At 69.5% G+C, this 20,700-nt stretch carries 16 protein-coding genes; 7 read left to right on the top strand and 9 right to left on the bottom strand.

Annotated features, from left to right (window positions below):
• Window positions 1-134 precede the first annotated feature (134 nt).
• From VGB24_RS02415 to VGB24_RS02425, 3 genes are all read left to right on the top strand, one after another.
• Window positions 135-1,328, top strand: coding sequence for a YjbH domain-containing protein (locus VGB24_RS02415; protein ID WP_331071358.1), 1,194 nt, complete (start codon window positions 135-137; stop codon window positions 1,326-1,328).
• A gap of 40 nt (window positions 1,329-1,368) precedes the next feature.
• Window positions 1,369-2,100 (top strand): YjbH domain-containing protein, encoded by a 732-nt coding sequence (locus tag VGB24_RS02420; protein WP_331071359.1) that lies wholly within the window; start codon window positions 1,369-1,371, stop codon window positions 2,098-2,100.
• An 86-nt stretch (window positions 2,101-2,186) separates the two neighbouring features.
• Complete coding sequence (locus tag VGB24_RS02425; protein ID WP_331071360.1) at window positions 2,187-3,560, top strand: APC family permease; 1,374 nt, start codon at window positions 2,187-2,189, stop codon at window positions 3,558-3,560.
• 1,092 nt (window positions 3,561-4,652) lie between these two features.
• Here the strand turns inward: VGB24_RS02425 and VGB24_RS02430 are convergent.
• The 3 genes from VGB24_RS02430 to VGB24_RS02440 form a co-directional block, all read right to left on the bottom strand.
• The gene (locus VGB24_RS02430; protein ID WP_331071361.1) at window positions 4,653-5,792 is read right to left on the bottom strand and encodes an aminotransferase class V-fold PLP-dependent enzyme; all 1,140 of its coding nucleotides are present in this window, start codon (window positions 5,790-5,792) and stop codon (window positions 4,653-4,655) included.
• On the bottom strand, window positions 5,789-6,166 hold the full coding sequence (locus VGB24_RS02435) for a carboxymuconolactone decarboxylase family protein (protein WP_331071362.1): 378 nt from the start codon (window positions 6,164-6,166) through the stop codon (window positions 5,789-5,791). Before VGB24_RS02435 ends, VGB24_RS02430 begins: the two co-directional genes overlap by 4 nt.
• Before the next feature lie 112 nt (window positions 6,167-6,278).
• A complete protein-coding gene (locus tag VGB24_RS02440) occupies window positions 6,279-6,668 on the bottom strand; it encodes a GxxExxY protein (protein WP_331071363.1) in 390 nt (129 codons plus the stop codon).
• A gap of 140 nt (window positions 6,669-6,808) precedes the next feature.
• Between VGB24_RS02440 and queG the strand changes: the two genes are divergently transcribed.
• Entirely contained in the window at window positions 6,809-7,975 is a 1,167-nt protein-coding gene (queG, locus tag VGB24_RS02445; protein ID WP_331071364.1) for a tRNA epoxyqueuosine(34) reductase QueG, read from the top strand.
• 84 nt (window positions 7,976-8,059) lie between these two features.
• On the opposite strand, the gene VGB24_RS02450 is transcribed toward queG, so the two are convergent.
• From VGB24_RS02450 to VGB24_RS02460, 3 genes are all read right to left on the bottom strand, one after another.
• Window positions 8,060-9,685 (bottom strand): hypothetical protein, encoded by a 1,626-nt coding sequence (locus VGB24_RS02450; protein WP_331071365.1) that lies wholly within the window; start codon window positions 9,683-9,685, stop codon window positions 8,060-8,062.
• The gene (locus VGB24_RS02455; RefSeq protein WP_331071366.1) at window positions 9,663-15,032 is read right to left on the bottom strand and encodes a hypothetical protein; all 5,370 of its coding nucleotides are present in this window, start codon (window positions 15,030-15,032) and stop codon (window positions 9,663-9,665) included. The genes VGB24_RS02450 and VGB24_RS02455 overlap by 23 nt, the downstream gene beginning before the upstream one ends.
• Window positions 15,033-15,202: 170 nt before the next feature.
• Window positions 15,203-15,355: a hypothetical protein gene (locus VGB24_RS02460; RefSeq protein WP_331071367.1), complete on the bottom strand. Its 153-nt coding sequence runs from the start codon at window positions 15,353-15,355 to the stop codon at window positions 15,203-15,205.
• Window positions 15,356-15,383: 28 nt separating this feature from the next.
• Here VGB24_RS02460 and VGB24_RS02465 point away from each other — a divergent pair, with 28 nt between their 5' ends.
• A complete protein-coding gene (locus VGB24_RS02465) occupies window positions 15,384-15,794 on the top strand; it encodes a VOC family protein (RefSeq protein WP_331071368.1) in 411 nt (136 codons plus the stop codon).
• A 60-nt stretch (window positions 15,795-15,854) separates the two neighbouring features.
• Window positions 15,855-16,208: a DUF2200 domain-containing protein gene (locus VGB24_RS02470; RefSeq protein WP_349263885.1), complete on the top strand. Its 354-nt coding sequence runs from the start codon at window positions 15,855-15,857 to the stop codon at window positions 16,206-16,208.
• A gap of 34 nt (window positions 16,209-16,242) precedes the next feature.
• On the opposite strand, the gene VGB24_RS02475 is transcribed toward VGB24_RS02470, so the two are convergent.
• The 3 genes from VGB24_RS02475 to VGB24_RS02485 all read right to left on the bottom strand — a co-directional run bounded on the left by VGB24_RS02475 (window position 16,243) and on the right by VGB24_RS02485 (window position 17,905).
• The gene (locus VGB24_RS02475) at window positions 16,243-16,818 is read right to left on the bottom strand and encodes a GNAT family N-acetyltransferase (RefSeq protein WP_331071370.1); all 576 of its coding nucleotides are present in this window, start codon (window positions 16,816-16,818) and stop codon (window positions 16,243-16,245) included.
• Between the two features lie 353 nt (window positions 16,819-17,171).
• Entirely contained in the window at window positions 17,172-17,531 is a 360-nt protein-coding gene (locus VGB24_RS02480; protein ID WP_331071371.1) for a hypothetical protein, read from the bottom strand.
• Between the two features lie 17 nt (window positions 17,532-17,548).
• Window positions 17,549-17,905, bottom strand: coding sequence for a hypothetical protein (locus VGB24_RS02485; protein ID WP_331071372.1), 357 nt, complete (start codon window positions 17,903-17,905; stop codon window positions 17,549-17,551).
• A 279-nt stretch (window positions 17,906-18,184) separates the two neighbouring features.
• Between VGB24_RS02485 and VGB24_RS02490 the strand changes: the two genes are divergently transcribed.
• A complete protein-coding gene (locus tag VGB24_RS02490; RefSeq protein ID WP_331071373.1) occupies window positions 18,185-20,698 on the top strand; it encodes a BTAD domain-containing putative transcriptional regulator in 2,514 nt (837 codons plus the stop codon).
• Window positions 20,699-20,700: the final 2 nt, after the last annotated feature.

The raw sequence follows: 20,700 nt of genomic DNA on the forward strand, positions 1-20,700 counted from the left end.
TCGACGATCCTTCGAAGGATTACGCTTGACGACACACCGTAATGAAACTACCATAAGAAGCGCTCACAATAGGACTCAATAAGCGAGTGTTGCTTGAAGTCCCGATCCTGGGCTGATCGAAAGGCGGGACCATCGTGGGATCTCTCCTGAAGCTTCGTCCGCTATTTACCGTGGTGGCATGCCTGCTCCTCGGCGCACCCGAAGGCGCCGGTGCCCAGTTGCCTGAAGGCGAGCCGGCGCACGCCGACGGCATTGTCCGTCTCCTGACGTCTCGAGGCTTTTCGAACGCCGGGGCGGTCGTGGATGGTCAACGGCTGTGGGTCACCCTCGAGAACACCCGTTACCGCGATACGCGAAGGGCGCTCGACGAGGCTGCCGCGCTCCTGCTCCCCATGCTCGGTGACGCGCGGGAACTCGTCCTCGTTCCCACGCGCGACGGGGTGATGCTCGGGAAGAGCGTGTATTCCGCCGCGGAGGGGCCGGACCTCGCCGAACGCGGCGGTGCGGCCTCCGGCTCGCTGAGCCTCGCCGGAGTGCCCCCCGAGCTCATCTCCGCGGAGCGGGCGGGCAGGTCCTTCGGGCGGGTGGACGTCGTGGTTCACCCCTGGTTCGAAGCCGCATTCGGTGACTACGACAACCCGATCCGCTCCCGCGGCGGCGTCGCACCCGAGGTCCGTGTGCCGCTGCGGACGGGGCTGAGCCTCTCGGCCCAGGTGTTGTTCACGCTGCAGGACGATCTTCCGACAGGCGAGTCGCGGGTCCGACCGGGCCTGGTGACCCTCAACCAGGCCGTGCGCCTGCCGCGGAACGTGTTCGTGGTCGCGGCAGCCGGGCTGTTCACGCCCAATCGCTACGGGGCCGACCTGCATGCGCGCGCGTACTCGCCGGATGCGCGCTGGTTCGCGGGCGGGGAAGTCGCGACGACGGGGCTGGCGTCGTTTGCCCGGGAGGAGTGGCGGCTGGCCCCGGCCGCCGAGCGAACCGCCCTGGCGGAGGCGGGATGGCGGAGCACGCGGCAGGGTCTGACCGTGCAGGGCACCGCCGGCACCTTCCTGCGCGATCAGAAAGGGGTCCGGATGGATGTCGTGCGGCAGTTCGGGGAGGTGGACCTGGGCTGGTTCGTCACGCACACCGGCCAGGGTACGAATGCCGGGGCAACCCTGCGCATTCCTCTCGGGGTGGCGAAGCATCCACGTCCCGGCCCGCTCCGCGTGCGCCTCGCCGATGCATTCCACTGGGAGTACCGGTACTACGGCTTCGTGCCGGGAGGGCGGCGCTTCCGAACGGGGCGCACGATGGATGATTTCGCCCGGTGGATGGGTCCGTGACACCTCTCGTCGAGCACTCCATTTCCTGCCCCCCGAGCCAATGACAAAGGCTGGACGGGACACGGTCGATTCGCTGGCGCAGCTGGTTCGGCTGGGCGCGGTGTTGATCGCCGGATCGCTGCTGATGAGCTCCGAGGCTCGGGCACAGTCGCTCACCGGCACGACAGGGCTCGTCAGCATCCCGACGGGCCGGATCATGGAAGATTCCGAGCTGCGGGCGGGGCTCCAGTGGATCGCGCCCGGGCATCACCACTTCTACGGGCACCATACCCGGCGCGGGCTGGTGCAGTCGCTCTCGCTGGGTTTCCTCCCCTTTCTGGAAGTGGACCTGCGGCTGACCAGGCCTCTCGACGTGCCTCGCCAAGCGCTGGGCGACCGGATGGTGAGCTTCCGGGTGCAGCTGATCGACGAAGGCGCGCGGCGGCCGGCCCTCGCGGTGGGCATGCACGACATCGTGGGGACGCGGCTGTACTCCGCGACGTACGTGGTGGCCAGCAAAGAGGTGCGAATCACGCCGGCGTCGATCGGGATTACGGCGGGGTACGGCGAAAACGTGCTCGATCTCGCGGTGTACGACGAGCAGTTCGTGGGCCTGTTCGGAGGCGTATCCGTGGCGCCGCGGCCGTGGCTGGCGCTGATGGCCGAGTACGATGGCGAGCAGCCGAACGCGGGCGTGCGGATCGGACCGCTTCGCGGGTTCGCCGTGCTGCTGGCGGCGCACGATCTGGACGCGCTTTCGGGAGGGATGACCTACACCCTGCGGCTGCGCTGAAGGAGTCGGGCGATTGACATCGGCGTGGCGCGCCCCGCAGCTTGTCGCGCCCGCTGGTTCCATCCCCCCGCCGACCGCGACCGCCGTTGTCCTCGCCCGCTCCCTCCGCGTCCCCCGCCGACCCCGTCGCATCTTCCGAAGGCGCCATCGCCGTACCCGGGCTGAAGCGCACGTTGACCACGTTGTCGCTGGTGGGGGTGATGTACTTCAACACCTCTGGCGGCGCCTACAGCCTGGAGGGCGTGGTCGCCGAGGTGGGGCCGGGGCTCACGCTGCTGATCGTGCTGCTCGTCCCGCTGATCTGGGCGCTCCCCGAAACGCTGATCGTGGCCGAGCTGTCGAGCATGCTGCCGGTGGAGGGCGGCTACTACCGCTGGGTGCAGCGCGCGTTCGGCCGGTTCGCCGGGTTCCAGAACGGGTGGATGACGTGGGTCTACTCGCTGCTCGACATGGCGCTCTATCCCGTGCTGTTCAACCAGTACCTGGCGTATTTCGTCCCCGGCCTCGGCGGGCCGGCGCGCTGGGCGGTGTCGCTGGCGGTGATCTGGGGCGCCACGGCCATCAACCTGCGCGGCGCCTTTCGCGTGGGCCGCGTCTCCGTCTTCGCCGGTGCCTTCATCGTCGCGGGATTCCTGGCGTTCGCGCTGGCCGCCATCCCCAACATCTCGCACGTGCCGTGGAAGCCCTTTTCCACGGGCGGGGAGTTCGGCGCGGGCGCGATGGGCCTGGCGCTCTCCACCGTGCTGTGGAACTACCTGGGCTGGGACAACGCCTCGACGGTGCAGGGCGAGGTGGTGGACGCGGAGCGCACCTATCCGCGGGCGCTCTTCCTGACACTGCCGCTGGTGACGCTTGGATACGTGGTTCCGCTGATGGCGGGATTGGCGGCGAGCGATGGAACGACGTGGCGGGAGGGGGGCTGGCCGCAGATCGCGGAGCAGGCGGCGGCGTTCGGGGGGCGGTGGATCGGGGGATGGCTCGCGCTGGGAGGAATGGTGAGCGCGCTGGCCCTGTTCAACTCGCTGCTGATGGCGTATTCGCGCATTCCCCTGGTGATGGCCGCGGACGGGCTGCTTCCCGCCGCCCTCGCGAAGACGGACGAGCGGGGGACGCCACGGAACGCGGTGCTGGTGTCGGCCGTCTTCTACTCGGTGTTCTCGCTCTTTTCCTTCGGCCACCTGGTGACCGCGGACGTGCTGCTGTACTCGCTGGCGCTGATGATGGAGTTCGCCGCCCTGCTGGCCCTGCGGATCCGCGAGCCGGGGCTGCGGGGGCCGTTCCGCCTGCCGGTGGGGGCGGCGGGCGTGGCGGTGCTGGCCGCGGTTCCCGCCCTCGTGCTGACGGTGGTGACCGTTCTGAACCTGCGCGACCCGGAGTACGGCGCCCCGGCCGTTCTCTCCGCCCTTGCGGTCGCGGCTGTCGGACCGGCGCTGTACGCCATCGCGCGGCGCGGGACCTGAAAGGCGGGTCTCATCGATTCAGGCGACGTTCATCGTTGCTCCTTTCTCGCAACACAAAACGCTTGACGACAATCCATCGTACGTTAGATTCCTTTAAGGAGATCCGTTTGAGACTATTATTCGCTGTCACCGTAAGCATATAACTATGGCCTTCGTTTCGCGGCGCTTGGGCTGTTCAGTCGGCGTGGTACTGGGCGTCCCTCGATCTCCGCCGCACCGCTAACCTCTACGAGGTTCAAGATGAGAATTGATACGTCGGCCTATCGAAGGAAAATCGTGGCAGGACTGGTTTCCATGGTTATTGTGGGAGCATGTGAGGTAAACGGATCGCTAGAACCTGAGCCTCCGAGTGTTGTTCAAGAAGATCCGCAGCTGTTGACGCCTCCTCCAGGTGCGACCGCAAGAGTGGAAACGAGATTTGTCACTAGTGAGGACGCATCGGATGAGTTGCTCAGTGGGTGTGCCTCTCCTCAGACGACGTTCACGCGTGCTCAGTTCCAATACCACCCGGAGTTCATTTTCACCACTGCGGAAAACGACTCTCGGCTGATCACCTTCGGCCGCAATCTGGCTACGGAATACCTTACGAAAACCGTACCGGCAGCTACGTACCAAGTTCCTTCTCCACCGACGGCTGCTCAGGCCGTAGCTGTCGCGCCGCTATGGCAACGAGTGGAGGTCAGAGGCGCCGTCGTGTATCCGGAGTATGGAAATCGGGCACTCGAATATGTATACACATACCGCTACTTCACCGGGTGGAAATGGGTGACAGGCCCCTGTCATGAACAAGGCCACGGGCACTGAGCTCAGGTCAGCAAATAATTTCTTTACGCCTAAGTAATGCCCTGAGCCCGGCGGCTCGTTCCCGCCTACGACGCCCTGCATGAGACGGCGTTCCGGTCAGCCTTTCTGCTCCACCAGTTAAGGGTACGGAAGTAGTTAAGCGCCGTCCTCGGCCCGGCGCTGTACGCCATCGCGCGGCGCGGGCCAAGACCTGGCAACGGGTCTCACGCTGAGGCGCAGGAACGCGGGGAAGCCGGATACCCCCCGCAGTTCTCCGCGTCCTCCGTGCCTCCGTGTGATTCCAGCCGTTCAGACCTGGCGCAGCGCCTCGATGAACAGCCGGTTCTCCTCCGGCGTGTTGTAGAAGTGCGGCGAGACGCGGACGTAGCCGGCGCGGTGGTCGACGATGATGTTGCGGTCGGCCAGCTGTCGGACGGCGCGGGCCGCGTCGTGGTGGCGCACCAGGATGATGCCCGAGCGGTGCGCGGGCTCTCGCGAGATCTTCATCTCCCACCCCTGCTCGTCCACCAGCCCCACCAGGTCTTCGGTGAGCGCGGCGATGCGTGCGTACGCCTTTTCCTGCCCCGCCTCGGCAAAGATCTCCAGCCCTCCCAGCGCCGTGTAGACGGTGGGGACGGCGGGGGTGCCCATGGAGAAGCGGCCCGCGTCGTCGCGGAACTCCAGCTCGTCGTTGCGGAACTGGAACTGGTCGCGCGCGCCGAACCACGAGGCGATGGTGGGGCGCAGCTCGGCGATGCGCTCCTGGCGGACGTACAGGAACGCCAGCCCGGGGCCGCCCAGGAGCCACTTGAGCGGCCCGGCCACGTAGATGTCGGCGTCGATGGCGCGGGGATCGACGGTGATCTGGCCCGCCGCCTGGTAGCCGTCCACCAGGAACAGGGCGCCGTTGTCGCGGGCTGCCTTCGCCGCGCCGGAAAGGTCCTGAATGTAGCCGGTGCCGTAGAAGACGTGGCTGGTGGCCACCAAGGCCGTGCGCTCGTCCACGTACTGGGCCCAGCGCTCGGGCGGCACGCCGATGCCGTCGTCGGAGGGCACGCGCACCACCTCGATGCCGGGGCGGGCGAGCCACTGGTAGACGAGGGTGGGGAAGTCCAGCTCGGCGACCACCACCTTGTTGCGCTTCGTGTAGTCGATGGACGAGGCGATGGACGACAGCGCGCCCGACACGCTGGGCGACAGGGCGATCTCGGTTTCCTGCGTGCTCCACATCGTGGCGACGCTCTGCTTCAGCTGCCCGATGCGGCCCATCCACAGCTCGTACCACGCGCTGGCGCCCATGGTGTTCCACAGCGCCTGGTACTCGCCCAGGTAGCCCATCGACCGGCGCGACAGGGCGCCCAGCGAGCACGAGTTGAGGTACGTGCGCGTCTGCAGGATGGGAAACTCGGTGCGGAAGCGCTCCAGCTCCGGGTGCGGGATGGTGCTCATTCAGCCGTCTCGCGGTCGATGTCGATGGGTCCGTCGGCGTTCAGGCGGTCGAGCATGTCTACCGCGCGGCGCAGGTGCGGGATGACGATGCTGCCGCCGACGACCAGCCCCACGTTGAAGGTTTCGAACAGCTCGGCGTCGCTGACGCCTTCTTCCTTGCAGCGGACCAGGTGGTACGTCACGCAGTCGTCGCAGCGAAGCACCATGCTGGCGACGAGGCCCAGCAGCTCCTTCGTTCTTACGTCGAGCGCGCCGGGCTCATAGCAGCGGGTGTCGAGCGCGAAGAAGCGCTTGATTTCCAGGTTGCCGGCCTCGAGGATGCGGTCGTTCATGCGCTCCCTGAAGCGGCGGAATTCTTCGAGTCTATCTGCCATTCGCGTGCTTCCTTCCGGGTTCGGGCGAGCGCGCAAAGTGCCGGGCTGGGGGAAGTGCCGTCAAGGTTTCACGCAGAGGTCGCAGAGGGAACTGAGAGGACGCAGAGAACTGCTACTGAGGGTGATACCGATTCACGACGCGGTGCAGCCCCTCCTTCAGCCGCTCTTCACCGAAGTTGATGAGGAGCCCCACCTGCAGATCCATCAGGCGCAAATAGCTGAGAAGCTGCTTGGAATGAACGGGAGCCAGCTTCTGAATCGCCTTGATCTCCACCACGATCCGCCGCTCCACGAGAAGATCCACGCGAAAACCGTCCTGGAAGTGGATCCCGTCGATCACGAACGATATCGGCTTCTGCCGCTCGATTTCCAAGCCCCGGTCCGCGAGCATCTTCGCGAGTATGGCTTCGTATACATTCTCCAGCAGCCCGGGTCCGATTCGCGTGTGCAATCGGTATGCTGCGTCCACGATGATTCCCGTCACCTCGTCGCGTCCCGGCACGTCTTCCCCTCCTGAAGTTTCCTCTGCGTCCTCTCAGTCTCCTCTGCGACCTCTGCGTGAAACTGCCGTTGATGTTAACACTGTGTACTTTCGCAAGTAAGTAGAGGCACGCGAGCGAGCGTGAGGGGTACGTGCAGCCCATGGAATCTACGCTGCCGTCACCCACTGGACTGAGCGAGCGCATCAGAGCCCGGGCCCTGGAGATGGGTTTCGGCGTGGTGGGGATCGCGCCTGCGCACGAGAGCGCGCACGGTGACGCGTACGCGCGATGGGTGGGCGAGGGGATGCACGGCGAGATGGGCTACCTGGCGCGCGAAGACGCCGTCGCCAAGCGCCGCGACCCGGCCATTCTCGTGCCGGGGGCCAAATCGGCGATCGTCGTGGGGCTGGAGTACTACAACGCCGACGCGGAGCCCGCCGCCACGGCCGATCCCTCGCGCGGCATCGTCGCCCGCTACGCGCGCAACCACGACTACCACGAGCTGATGAAGGAGCGCCTGATCGCGCTCCAGGAGTGGATCAGCGCCGAGCTTCTGCCCGTCAACGGCCGCGCCTACGTCGACACCGGCGCCGTGCTGGAACGCGAGCTGGCCAGCCGCGCCGGCCTGGGATGGCAGGCGCGCAACACCATGCTCATCCAGCCGGGCCGTGGCTCGTTCTGGTTCCTGGGCGTCATCCTGCTGGACGTGGAGCTCGCGTACGACCAGCCGTTCCGGAAGGACCACTGCGGCACCTGCAACGCCTGCGTGAGCGCCTGCCCCACGGGCGCGCTCCTGGGCCGTGACGCAACCGGCGCGCCCCGGATGGATGCCCGCCGGTGCATCAGCTATCTCACCATCGAGCTCAAGGGCGCCATCCCCCCCCACCTGCGCCCCCTGATCGGCAACCGCGTCTACGGCTGCGACATCTGCCAGGAAGTATGTCCCTGGAACTCCTTCGCGACACCGTCGGTGGACCCAGCGTTCCTCGCACGCGAGGGGCTGGACGGGCCCAAGCTCATCGAGTGGATGACGATGACGCAGGAGGAGTTCTCCGCGCGCTTCAGGGGTTCGCCGATCAAGCGCGCCAAGCGCCGCGGCCTGCTGCGCAACGTCGCCGTCGCGCTCGGCAATTGGGGCTCGCCCGAGGCCGTCCCCGCGCTCGCCGCGGCGCTGAACGACGAGGAGCCGCTGGTGCGCGGCCACGCGGCGTGGGCGCTGGGCCGCATCGGCACGGAGGCGGCGCGGCAGTCGCTGCGGGGGAGGGAAGAGGCGGAAGTGGATGCGTGGGTGCGGGAGGAAATCGGGGCGGCGCTCGAGGAGGGCTGACGATCTCAACCCGCTGGCGCGTCGTGGGGAACGCCAGCGTCCGCTGCGGTCCGGCAGCTGGATGCATTGCCCCCGATACTTTTGCTATGCCTGCGCGAAGCGGTCCTCCACCTGCTCCGTCGCGAACAGCCACCGCACCGACGGCGTCGCGGCTAGCCCCTTGAACGCGGCCGTCGTCTGCAGGGTGTCGAACACCTTGCGGAACGAAGACACCGCCGAGCGGGCCTGCCTGCGCAGGCCGTCGCTCATGGGGCGATCCTCGTCGTCCGCGGGGGCGGCCTCGCTGGAAAGCTGGGTGTGCAATTCGGCGTAGTCGTCGACCAGCGCCTCGATCGCAGCCTCCAGGACCTTCTCGCCCGCGGCGTCCGGCATCCTGAAGAACTGCACCGCGAACCGGCACACCTTCACGATGCCGGGGTCGCACATCTCGTCGAAGAACGCGTACAGGTCCTCGGGATTCGCGATGTTGGGGGCAAAACGTACCCGGCCCAGCAGCCACAGGCGCAGGGCCAGGATGTTGAGCACCCGGTAGGCCGTCCGCTTTCCGTCGTGCCAGTCGTGCAGGCGGCCGGGGCCCGCGTCCGCCAGGTACTGCGTGGTGAGATCGACGAAGTACTGGCTCTGCGCCACCTGCCGCACCGTCTGCGGGATCACTCCCAGGGTCCGTTGCAGCAGCTCCGCCTTGAGCTGGGCGATGTAGGAGGGGTTGAACACCGGACGCAGCTCGGTGAGGATCTGCAGGTGCCGGTTGCGGACGTGCGGCTCCTTCGTCAGCCGGCTGTCGAGAATGCGGGTCCGATTGAAGACGGCCTGGTATCCGTTCCCCAGGGCGTCCGTGGCCTGGCGCTCCAGCAGCAGCCCGGACGGGTTCCCGGCCACCCGCTCCGCGCCCTCGAACTCCCAGTCCTCGCTGCGCATGTACCGCGTGATCCGGTTCCAGAACGCCACGGCCAGCTTGCGGCGCTCGTCCACACCCGATTCGGCCGGCGAGTAGTAGACGCTGCACTCGATGTCGGAATCCCGGCGCATCTCCATGCGCCCGCACGACCCGTAGACGCCGATGCCGATGAACGCGCTCTCGGCGCCGGCACGGTTGTAGTACGATGCGGCGCGGGCGAGCGCGTCCAGCCGGTCGCACGAGGCCCTGATCGAGACGCGCGCGGCGTTCAGCTGTTCGTGGCAGTGCGCCCGCTTGCGCACGTACTCCTCCAGCACCGACGTGGGGCCGTGGGCGTCGTAGGCGGGGGTCTCCAGCGTGGGGAGAATGTAGCGCCGGCATTCCTTCACGGCCGCGGCCAGCTTTTCCAGCGATTCGGGCGGCAGCGGCCCCTCCTTGGTCTCGACGTCCTTGGCCACGAACGTCCAGTACGGCTCCACGGCGAACTTGCGGCGGTGTTCCTCGCCGGGCATGTACTGCGAGTAGACCACGAAGAGGGTGGTGCGGTCCACCGGCCACAGGTGTGCGCGGATCAGGTCCAGCCCCTCCGTCTCGGAGGCGTGCACCCCGGTGTTCAGCCGCAGGTCGGTGACGACGATCTGGCTGTCGGGGTTCAGCGCCTTGTAGTTGTACAGCTTCTCCTCGTCCCAGGCGCCGAAGTGCACCACCGTGAAGCCCGCGTCGTCCAGCACGCGGCGGATCTGCTCCACGTGGCCGGGGTTGTCCTCGATCAGGAGGACGGGGACGGGCCTAGGAGTACGGAAGGATGTCATGTAACGGGTTGCGCAGTTCGGGAGGAACGAGGTAAGCGGGAATGCGGGCTTCGGTCTTCCACCATCCGTGCTTCTCGGGGTCCGGCGCGGAGCGGAACTCGCCGCCCACGGCCGACGCGGCCGTGTCGCAGGCGGAGCGGCCGGTCGCGGCCTGCGGGGGAGGAGGAGCCTCGTGGTGGGCGTCGTTGCGGAGGGTGAGGACCACCGTGGCCCGGCCCCCGGCCCGGGCGAGCTCCCCGTTCGCGGTGCGCTCCGGCGCGGGCTCCACGCCCAGGGTGATGTGCACCTCCTTGTTGCAGTAGGTGAACGCGTTGATGAGCGACTCCAGGGCGATGAACTCCAGCACCGCCACGTGGAGCGAGCAGTACGTGGGCCCGTCCCCATCCAGCCCTCCGACCCACCGGCATCCCGGCGGCCCCGCGGCGAGGCGCTCCGCCGAGGTGTCGGTGAGCGGCCAGCTGCCGGTGAACGCATCGGGCGGAACCACCCGGGGGGGATAGGGCCCCCGCAGCACGTCCTCCACCCCCGTGCGCATCTCCACGCAGAGCGCCGTCACCAGGTCCGCCAGCTTGTCGGTCATGAAGAGCGGCTCCGCCGACATCCGCACCGCGCGGCGCAGCATCTCGCCCGTGTCGCGCCTGTGAAGCGCCAGCTTGAGCAGGTAGCGCCGCCAGTTGAGCTCGGGCGAGGCCGAGACGTCGGTGCGGATGTTGTGCAGCGGACTGAGCGACTGCAGGGCCACGCTCCACGCCGTTCCCGATTCCACGTAGCGGGCGTGAATGGCGGGAAGGACGTCGCGGAGCAGGCGCTCCGCCCGCAGCCAGTAGGTGTAGGCGGTGCACTGCGTTTCCCGGTCGCGCGGCTCGCAGCATCCCACCACCACGTAGTAGCCCACCCCCGCCCACCGCCGCTCCGGGGCCGGGCCGTCCGCGGCGGGGGGCCGGTGTGTCGCGGGCGCGACGGGCCCGCCGAGCGCCCAGCCGTGGCGGGAGTGCAGCCGGTAGCGGTTCAGGAAGCCCGCCTCCCGCTCGCCGTCCGCGTGATAGAAGAGCGAGTTCCGCATCCGCGAGACCAGCCGCGGGGGAAGCCCGTCCATGCGCAGGTGTTCGGCGGTGAGGGTGTTTTCGCCGCGGTGGTTCCTGCGCGTGTAGAACATCCGCAGCACGTAGTCGTCGTCGTCGCCGCTGCGTGCGAAGAGCAGGACGGTGTCTGCGCGGCAGAGCGCGAGGAGGGTGGAGAGGGTGCAGGTGTACCCGGGGGCCTCGCGCAGGTACTTCATCAGCGCGTTCCCCCCGTCCGCCGCCAGGTCGCGCAGGAACGCGTCCTGGTCGTCCCACCGGCGCGCGCACAGCACCTGCGCGAGCGCGGTCCCGGGGCGCACCATGGGCTCCAGCAGGTCGAGCAGCAGGATGCACAGCTCGGCGCGCTCCTCCGGCGGCCGTGCCCCGACGAGGTCGCGTATGGTTTCCGTATACGGGTCGTGGTCGGTGAGCACGTCGCCCTTGGCCGCGAACAGGCGGTTGATTCCCCAGGCGAACGCCCCCAGCAGCGTGCGCACGGCCCCATGGCCGGGCGGCGCCTCCCCGCGGTCCTCCAGCATCCGGGGCGCCAGCTCCGTCAGCACCCCGCGCCCCACCTCCAGCAGCCGCGCCGACCCGATCACCGACAGGTGCAGGAGCGCCTCCGACACGAGCTCGGCCAGCGGTGCCCAGGCGCCGCGCGCCACGGCCAGCGAAACGACGCGGGTGCAGAGCCGCTCCAGCCGCTGGTAGGTGCGAAACACCTCCACGTAGCGCGAATGGGTCACCAGGAAGAGCGACGTCCGCAGCAGCCGCACCCCGTGCGTGTCTCCCGGTTCGTCCAGCGCCCGGTCCAGCAGGGCGTCCATGCACGCCCAGAAGTAGTCGGCCAGCACCAGGGGCTGCAGAAAGTTGTACAGCACCGCGATGCGCGTTTCCAGGTCCAGCTGTGCGCCCGGCCGCAGCACCAGCTCGCGCAGCACGCGCTCCGCGTGCGGGTTCGGCGCGCCGCGGCCTCCCTGCGCCAGGGCCAGCCCCCGCGCCTCCGGATCGCCGCGGCAGAAGCGCGCGAGCTCCCAGCCGGTGGCGAAGGGCTGCTCGCTTCGGCGCAGCGCGAAGGAGGACACCGCCTCGCGCCGCACCCCGGCCTCGAGCTCCTCCAGCAGCCTGGAGGGTGCCGCCTCCCACGAGCCCAGCGGCATGTGCAGGCGATACAGCGCGTGGACCTGGATCCCGGCGCCGTCGATGGCCGCCGTGAACTCCGCGGGAAGGCGGTTCACCAGGACCAGGACGTCGCGGGTGGTCACGTCCAGGTTGGCGGCGATCCCCAGCATGGTGAGGAGCGAGGCGCCGCTGACGGCGCTGTCGTCCACGACCAGGCAGTGAAGCCGGTCGCGGCGCATCCACCGGCGCCGCTCGGTGATGCGGCTGCGGTAGTAGTCGTAGTCGGGAGGGGTGAGCACCACCTGCTCCCCGGTGGGGCCGCGCGCGAGCGGCAGGGTCAGGGGCACGCGGTCCAGGTGCATGGCCACCATCTGCGCCACGAACGAGGCCACCGGGTGGGAGGGGTGCAGGATGATGTCGACCGGGCCGTGCAGGTGCTCGCGCACCACCCCCGCCACGTACTCCATGGCGACGCGGCGAAGCCGCTCGTCCTGCATCAGGCGGGGGGTGGACTGGTAGAAGGTCAGGTGCCGCTTGTCGTTCGGCTGCAGGCTCAGCAGCCGCGTCTGCGCCACGTCGCGCCAGAAGCCCAGCGAGTACTCGTTGGGCTGGTAGCTCTGCCAGACGCGGTCGTGCTCGCTGTACTGTTCCACGGCGGGCGGCCGCTCGCCTTCGTCCAGGTGCGGCCGGGGCTTGGAAAGGAGGTAGAACTCGTGGTTCTCCACCACGCGCCAGCGGCTGTCGGGGCGGACGCGCCGCGGGTGGTCGGGGAAGGAGGCCGCCGGCACGCTCCTCACGGGGACCCCCAGGAACGGCCGCTCCGCGGGCGCGCTCTCCTCGCCCTCGCTCGGTGGGGGGTCGCGGTAGTCCTGAAAGGCGTACACGGCGGCGACCCGGGCCTGCCGTCCCTTGCCGATCCGGTCGACGAAGTCGTGGACGTAGCCGCGCTCCTCGTCCCCCGGATACAGGGCGTCCACCACCACGACGAGGTCGCCGTGGACGTCGGAAGGAACCGCGCCTGCGGCGAACCCGGGTGCCTGCACCAGCAGGCGGGGCACCCGGGTCACCCGCTGGATCGCGGCGGCCAGGCGGTCGCCGTTGTTCATGAAGGCGATCAGCGTTCCCGCGACGGGAATGCCGCGGCGCGACAGGAAGAGCATGGCGCAGTCCAGGAGCACGTCGTCCTGGCTCCACACCAGGCAGAAATCCACGATCGAGTCCACGCAGGCTCCATTGCGCAGCTTGATCGCCACACGGGCGAGGCGGCCTTCCGCCCCGTCGTCCGCGGACGGACTCTTGATCCCCGCGCCGGGGGCCACGCGAAAGCCGGGCAGGTGCTTCAGGTGCCGGGCCCGGGCGGCCTCCAGCGCGCCGCGCACCGGCCACGCCGCGTATCGCGCGGCCGTCCCGCTCCCCGAGCGGTAGAACATCCCGGAGGTTTCCTCGCCCAGCAGGTCGTCGAGCACCGTGAGGGCGCGCGGATGGGCCCGGAGCACGGCACGGAGCTCGGCCCGGCTCGCGCTTCCCTCACGGTAGAGGTGCTCGAGGCATTCCTCCGGGCCCGACAGCCCCTGGTGGATGCGCTGCACCCCGATCAGGTGCGGCTCGGACGCCTCGTCCAGCAGAAGGCAGTACTGCCCGTGCAGCATGAGCGTCCCCGCGCAGCTCCGGGAGCGGAGGCCGTGGATGACGTCGCGCGGGACGTTGACGAAGAAGATCCGCTCGAACACCCGGGGCCGCTCGGCGCGGGGATCGATGGAGAGCCGGGCGAGCTCCTGGATGAGGTGGTCCAGGAAGGGGACGTTCAGGGTGGAGGAGAACTTCAGGTCCAGGTAATGGAACGTGTGCCCGGCATCGCCGGCGTGCGCCCTGCGCAGCTCCTGCAGAAGCCAGTGCGCGCCGTACTCGCTGTGGCGCCGGGACTCCGAATCGGAGAGGGGGGTGAAGATGAAGGGCGGGAGAAAGCCGAACGGCTGCACCCGGCACGCGGGTGCGGCCGGCTCGCCGCCGTTCTCCGGGCTCCCCGGCTGCGGGGGCGGTGCCGGGATGGCTTGGGGCGCGGCGGCCGCCGCGACGGGCCGATGCGCGGACCGGCGCGGGGCGGAGGGCAGCCGCAGCGGCAGCGACACGTTCACGCAAAGGCCGGGAAGGTACCTGCGCATGTTCCGGCGCTGGCGCACCACCACCGACGAGCCGCCCTCGCCCAGCACCCGCACCTCCGACCGGCCGGTGACCAGCTGCAGCCGCCCCCCGAACCAGGCGAGCCGCCGCCCGGCTTCGAAGAACCCCTCCCCGGCGCGGCCCCGGCGCAGCAGCGAAGAGCCCAGGAACAGGTTTGAAAGAATGTGTCCTTCCTGGTGCTTGAGCGCATCCCACGCCACGTTCCAGGGCCCGGGGCTGCAGTACGCCTCCAGCACCTCGCCGGGTACCGCCTCGCGAACCTCGGGAACGGTGCGCAGCAGGCCCTGGCCGAAGTCGGCCACCAGGAACTCCATCCGCCTCTGCCGCGACTCGTACTCGCGCGAGCCGCGGCGGTCGCGCGTGCCCGCGCCCTGCGGCTCCTGCAGCGCCGCCGCGAGCACCAGTTCGCTGCTGCCGCTATGCTGGATCGCGTTGCAGACGAACTCGCGCACGATCCCGGAGAGCGCCTGCGTGAGCTCGATTCCCGCCGCGTCCACGTTCACGCCCAGCTCCCGCAGCCGGCTGACCATCTGGTCGGACACGTTCTCCAGCACGCGGCTGGTGCGCACCGCGCAATCCCCCTCGCCCAGCGCATGCGGGTCGATGGGCGGGACGGGGAGGATGCACGTCCACGTGCGGTCGGGTGCGGGCTCTCGTTCCGCACCGCCGTTCACGCCCGGCGCGGAGGGGGCTCCGCCGTCCGTCGCGTCCGCACGGGGTGCGCAGAACGCCCCGAGGTGCAGCGCATCGAACCGCTGCGCGGCGGGGGACTCCGCTGCCAGCCGCAGCTTCACCTGCGACCGGCGGAGCATGGATTCCAGGGAAAGGAACCGCCCGACGAAGAAGAGGTCGGCGGCCTGCAGGGCGGGATCGACGACGATGACGCTGCCGGCGCGGCACTCCCCGCTCTGCACTGCGTTTTCCACCTTCTGCTGGAACGTGCTCCAGCCTTCGAAACCGTACGACGGCGTTGTCGATTCCATCAGCCGGAAAGGCAGCGCAAGGGGGATCGAGGCCGCGAACTCCAAGGGGAGGGAGTGGGTAACAAACGGCTCAAACCGTATGTCGTCAACCCTTCGGCCGATCTTCGATTCCGCACCGTGGCGATGGAGCGGAACGCGGTCTTTTCCAGAGGACTGTCGTGAAGCGGTGGCTATCCGGCTACGCGGGCACGCGGCGCGGGCGCCGGGGCCAAGCCCTCGGTGAAGCCGGCGTCGAATCCCGCCCGTACGCCCTGCCGCAGCGCCGCGGCGGCGTGGGGATCGAAGCTTGCCGGGACCGGGTGGTGCTCACGATCGTCTTCCACGATGGCAATTCACCAGGATGCAGCCCACATGAAGCTGTATACGCACCTGAACTTCGGGGGAAACTGCGAGGAGGCGTTCCGCTTTTACGAGGAGCACCTCGACGGGCGGATCACGGCGATGATCAGGGTGCGCGACCTTCCCGCCCACATTCCCGGCCCGCCGGGCTCGCGTGACGCGGTGATCCACGCGCGCCTGAGCGTCGCCGGCGTCGAGCTCATCGGGAACGACGTGCCGCCCGAGCATTTCCAGCCCGTACGCAGTTCTTACCTGTATCTTTCGCTCGATTCCATCGAGCTCGCGGAGCGCGCCTACGCGGCGCTCGCGGAGGGCGGACAGGTCAGCATGCCCCTCGGCGAGACGTTCTTCGCTCCACGATTCGCGCAGCTCCGCGACCGGTTCGGCACCCTGTGGACCATCCTCTACCCGCGCCCGGCATGACCGGGCAGTGCGGACGGTCGCGGAGGTGCTGGACGGAATACCTCGGAAACAGGGGGGATGATGGCCAAACACCGCATCTTTACGACGAGCGTCGCCAGCGTCTACCCCCACTACGTCGCGAAGGCGGAGAAGAAAGGACGTACCAAGCCGGAGGTCGATGAAATCATCCGCTGGCTGACGGGGTACAGCCAGGATGCGTTCGAGGCGCAGCTGGCAGAACGCACGGACTTCGAAACCTTCTTCGCGGAAGCTCCGCGGATGAATCCCGCGCGGGCCTCGATCAAGGGTGTCGTTTGCGGTGTCCGGGTGGAAGACATCGAAGAGCCGACCATGCGGGAAATCCGCTACCTCGACAAGCTGATCGACGAGTTGGCGAAGGGCAAAGCGATGGAGAAGATCCTGCGGAACCCATAGCCGCGTACGGGACGCATCTCCCGGAGGGCATTCGTCAGCGCAACTCCCGACGCATCAGCACCCGGGGGAAGCCGTTGAGCACGGACGTGGTGTCGCTCACCTTCTGGAACCCCACCTTCTCGAACAGGGCGCGCGTGCCGACGTACGCCATAGTGAGGTCGACCTTCGCGCCCTGGTTGTCGACGGGGTATCCCTCGATGGCGGCCGCCCCCCGCGACCGCGCGAACTCGACGGCACCCTGCAGCAGGGGATGGGAGATTCCGCGCCCCCGGTGCCCTGGGCGGACGCGGATGCACCAGACGGCCCACACGTCGGCGTCCGCGCCGCCGACATGGGGGATCGTGCGGCTGTTCGCGAAGGTCGTCTCGCGGCGCGGCGCGACCGCCGCCCACCCGACGACCTCGTCCCCATCGTAGGCCAGCACGCCGATGGGCCCCTGCTCCATGAGCGCGGCGACCCGCTCGCCGCGCGCGGGGCCCTTCAGCGCGACGTTCTCCTTCGACGGAATGCGGTAGCTCAGGCACCAGCAGACGTCGGCGTCCGGCCGCTTCGGCCCCACCATCGTCGCGACGTCCTCGAACACGGTCGCCGGGCGAACCACGATCGCCATGAGCCTCTCCGCGGAATGAGGATGAGTGAAGCCCCGCCTGGACGGGTGGCGGTGCGCGGAGAATGTAGCGGCCAGCGCGGGGCGTGCGTCAAGCGAACACAAGGGGCGCGGGGGATGATCTCCCCTGCGCCCTGTCCATTTACATCGGTGCCGTGCTGGCCAGGCTCGGCTGATCCGGGACGGGCAGGGAATCCGCGTGCATGGCACCGATGGGGATCCCGCCAGCCGGGCCGTCCTCAACGAGCACCACCAGGCGGTGATGGCGCACACGCCCGGGGCCGGCGGAGAATCTCCGCCGGCCCCGGGTTTGGTTCAGGTGAATGCTGCACGACGGCAGCCACACCCGCCCCGTCTTACCATGAAAACAGGGTGCCGCTGTAGTTCTTGCAGCCGCCGAACGGGGTGCACAGGGTAATCTCGTAGGTTACCTGCTCCGCCTGGAAGTCCGCGGTCAGCGTAACCTCTGCCTTGAATCCCCCGAGCGAGCCCCCGAGCGTCACGGATGGCTGCTGCGCGTTGAGGACGCCGCTTCCGATGTTGACGCCGAGCAGCGTCACGTTGTAGGTGACCTGGGGAACGCTGGAATCGACGCAGTACTGGATGGTGATCGGGCCCAGCGAGAAGGAGTTGCAATACTGCTGCATGGCCTCGGGCGCCAGGTGGCCCTCCGGCAGGTGGACCAACGCGTCCACGGGTGCGCTGTTGACGGGCATTGGACGATCCTCCGCAATCAGGTGGCCGCGAGTGTGTACGTGACCTTGGCATCGTTGCCGCCGTCGGACGTGGCGGCGCAGCTGAACGCCGTGTTCGGGGTGACCGTTGCGGTGAACACGTTACTACCGATGTAGGGATTGTCGAAGTACGTGGAGACCGACTGGCCCTGCCCCTGCCCGATGTTGTACGCCACGGTTCCCTCGACGCCGGTGAGCGTCCCGTGGCTGTGTGCTTCCCACTCGCCCTGCGAGTTGGGACCGATCGTGCCGGGGGGCTGCGTTGCCCACTCGCCATGGACCAGTTCGGTCGCCTTCAGTGTCAGCACCAGGTTGGTGGTGTTGACGAAAATGGCTTTCACGCTGCGCGCTGACATGGGTTCTCTCCCTCTGATGACGTGAGCGGCGCCGAGGAGTTTCCCCGGCCGCCGCATCAAGCTTGGCGGACGGCCGTCATTCCACCGTCACCCCGCCATCATCCCGCGATCATTCCGCGCCGTTGCTCGCGATGCCGACCGCAACAAGTCGCTCGGGACGTGCTTCCGCGGCCATCCCGTCGTCGTGGGGGACGGGCGGGCTTGCCCCGCTTCCCGCCACGCACCCAGATTCCGCCGGACCATCACGCATGCTTTCAGTCGTTATCTGGGTGATCATCGATGCCCCCTCCTCCCTTTCGGCTGACGGCGCTCGGGGACCCCTATCTTTCCGGACCCGCGGGACCCGTGCAGGGACGCGCCGCGCACAAGAAGCGCATCGCCCTGCTGACGGTGCTCGCGGTCGCGCGGGGGCGCCCCGTGGGCCGCGAGCGGTTGCTCGGGCTGTTGTGGCCCGACCTCGCCCCGGATGCGGCTCGCCACAACCTTTCCGAGTCGCTGTACGTGCTGCGGAAGGAACTGGGAGAGGAAGTGGTGGGAGCGGGACCGGCGGGCGACGTGACGCTGAACCTCGACGTGGTTGCCGCGGACGTGGCCGAGCTCGGGGACGCGCTGGAGGCGGGAGACGGCGAGGGTGCGGCGCGCCTGTATCGGGGTCCGCTTCTGGACGGCTTCTATCTGCCCGATGCGCCGGAGTTCGAGCGCTGGACGGAGAGCGAGCGGGACCGCCTCGCGCGCGCGGTCGGGCAGGTGCTGGAGGGACTGGCCGAAGAAGCCGAGGGCGCGGGGAATGCCGTTTCCGCGGTCGGCTGGTGGCGGCGCCTCGCTGCCCAGGACCCTTTCAATTCGCGAGTGGCGCTCCGCCTCGTCACCGCGCTGGACGCGGCGGGAGAGCGTCCCGAGGCGCTTCGCGCTGCCCGGACGCACGCGGTGTTCCTGCGGCAGGAGTTGGGGGCGGAGCCCGATCCAGCGCTGCAGCTGCTGGTCGAGCGGCTTTCCGCGCCGGCACCGCCCCATGCACCCGCCCGCGCGCCCGAGCCGGAGCTGGTCGCCACGGACGTGGCCGCACCCGACGCGCCGGAGCCTCCGCGCGACGCGGGTCTCCCCCCCGTTCCACCGGGCCCCGGCCCCACGGCGCCGGAGGCCGGCGTGGCTCCCCGTCGCGAATCCGCGCCGGCCGTCCGCACCCGGTGGCGGAGCGCGCCCCCGCGCGTCAGGCTCGCGGCCGCCGGCGTGGGGCTGCTCCTCGGCGTGCTCGTCTCTGGCCTGCGGGCTCCCGAGTCCATGGCCCCGGAGCAGGAAGAGCTAGCCGGCGACCCGCGGCGGGTGGCGGTCCTCTCCCTCGAAGACCTGAGCCCCGGCGGCGAGCTCCGGACGCTGGCGACCGGGATCACCGACCGGCTGATCGCGGAGCTGAGCCGCGTGCCCGCGCTGGAGGTGCAGTCGCGCTCGGCGGTGGAGCCCTATCGCAATCGTACGGCGAGGTTCCCCGACCTGGTGGCCGACCTGCGCGTGGGAAGCGTGGTGGAGGGGACGCTGCAGCGCTCCGGCGACAGCGTATGGGTTTCCGTCAGCCTGGTCGATGCCGGCACCGGGCGCCGCCTGGAAACGGTCGAGGTGGGGCGGCCGCTCGGAGACGCCGTGGCACTCCAGCGCGACGTGGCCGTCGAGGTCACGAACGCGCTGCGACGGCGCGTGGGAACCGAAGTCAGGCGAAGGGCCCCCGAGCAGGGCGGGAACGCCGAGGCACGTGCCCTGGTGCGACGCGCCGGGCAGCTGCGGGACGACGCGGGGCTGGTGGCCGGCTCCGGTGACGAAATGGACGTGCGGGGCGCCCTGGACCTCCTCGCACGGGCCGATTCGCTGCTGGAACGGGCGGAGGCCGCCGACCGGGGGTGGAGCCGGCCCACCGTGGAGCGGGGGTGGATCGATCTCGCGCGCGCCCAGCTGGGGCAGGGAGTGGGGCTGGAGCGCCGGCACGCCACGGCGATCGGCCGCGCCGAGAGGGTACTGGCGCGGAGGGCGGCCGACCCGGAGGCGCTCGAACTGCGCGGCACGGCGGTGTTCCGGCAGGCGTTGGAAACGCCCGACACGGCGGTCCAGCGGGCTCGGCTGGAGGCGGCCGAGCACGACCTTCGCGCCGCCGTCGAGGCGCGGCCGTCGCTGGCGCGGGGGTGGGCCACCCTCAGCCTCGTGCTTCGCGTTCGCGGGCGGCTGGCCGAGAGCGACCTGGCCGCGCGGCGGGCGCTGCTCGAGGACGCCTACCTGGACGACGCGGCAGACATCCGGTACCGCCTGTTCTTCAGCGCGCTTTCGCTGGGCGACCACGCGCGCGCACGAGCCGAATGCGCGCAGGGAGCCCGGCAGTTCCCGGCGGACTGGCGGTTCGTGGAGTGCCGGCTCTCGCTGCTGCGCTACGACCGTTCACGTCCCCCGGACGCGGCGGCCGCATGGCGGCTGGTGGCGGAGCTGGACCGGCTCGATCCGCCCGGCGCCGCGCGGCGCTTCCGCCGCCCGTACAGCCCGGTGTACCGCAGGATGGCCGCGGCGGCCGTGTCGGCACGGGCGGGGGACGCAGACAGCGCCCGCGCGGTGGTCGCGCGGGCGCGAAAGGAGGTCGCGGGCAACGCCGACCTGGCGCTCTCGCTGGACTACGACGAGGCGTGGGTACGCCTGATGCTCGGCGACACGGCCGGCGCCCGCGGCCTGCTTCGGCGGGTGGAGCGCGGCCGCCCCGCGCTGGCGCCGTACCTGGCCCGCGATCCGGTGGCGGCCGCGGTCGGCAGGCGCCCGTAGCT

This window comes from Longimicrobium sp., assembly GCF_036399935.1.
In the GTDB taxonomy this organism is placed as follows: Bacteria; Gemmatimonadota; Gemmatimonadetes; order Longimicrobiales; family Longimicrobiaceae; genus Longimicrobium.

Coding starts and splice junctions, on each gene's coding strand:
- VGB24_RS02420 (WP_331071359.1), top strand. CDS start 1,369: ATGACAAAGGCTGGACGGGACACGGTCGATTCGCTGGCGCAGCTGGTT.
- VGB24_RS02430 (WP_331071361.1), bottom strand. CDS start 5,792: ATGAGCACCATCCCGCACCCGGAGCTGGAGCGCTTCCGCACCGAGTTT.
- VGB24_RS02435 (WP_331071362.1), bottom strand. CDS start 6,166: ATGGCAGATAGACTCGAAGAATTCCGCCGCTTCAGGGAGCGCATGAAC.
- queG (WP_331071364.1), top strand. CDS start 6,809: ATGGAATCTACGCTGCCGTCACCCACTGGACTGAGCGAGCGCATCAGA.
- VGB24_RS02450 (WP_331071365.1), bottom strand. CDS start 9,685: ATGACATCCTTCCGTACTCCTAGGCCCGTCCCCGTCCTCCTGATCGAG.
- VGB24_RS02455 (WP_331071366.1), bottom strand. CDS start 15,032: ATGGAATCGACAACGCCGTCGTACGGTTTCGAAGGCTGGAGCACGTTC.
- VGB24_RS02465 (WP_331071368.1), top strand. CDS start 15,384: ATGAAGCTGTATACGCACCTGAACTTCGGGGGAAACTGCGAGGAGGCG.
- VGB24_RS02470 (WP_349263885.1), top strand. CDS start 15,855: ATGGCCAAACACCGCATCTTTACGACGAGCGTCGCCAGCGTCTACCCC.
- VGB24_RS02475 (WP_331071370.1), bottom strand. CDS start 16,818: ATGGCGATCGTGGTTCGCCCGGCGACCGTGTTCGAGGACGTCGCGACG.
- VGB24_RS02480 (WP_331071371.1), bottom strand. CDS start 17,531: ATGCCCGTCAACAGCGCACCCGTGGACGCGTTGGTCCACCTGCCGGAG.
- VGB24_RS02485 (WP_331071372.1), bottom strand. CDS start 17,905: ATGTCAGCGCGCAGCGTGAAAGCCATTTTCGTCAACACCACCAACCTG.
- VGB24_RS02490 (WP_331071373.1), top strand. CDS start 18,185: ATGCCCCCTCCTCCCTTTCGGCTGACGGCGCTCGGGGACCCCTATCTT.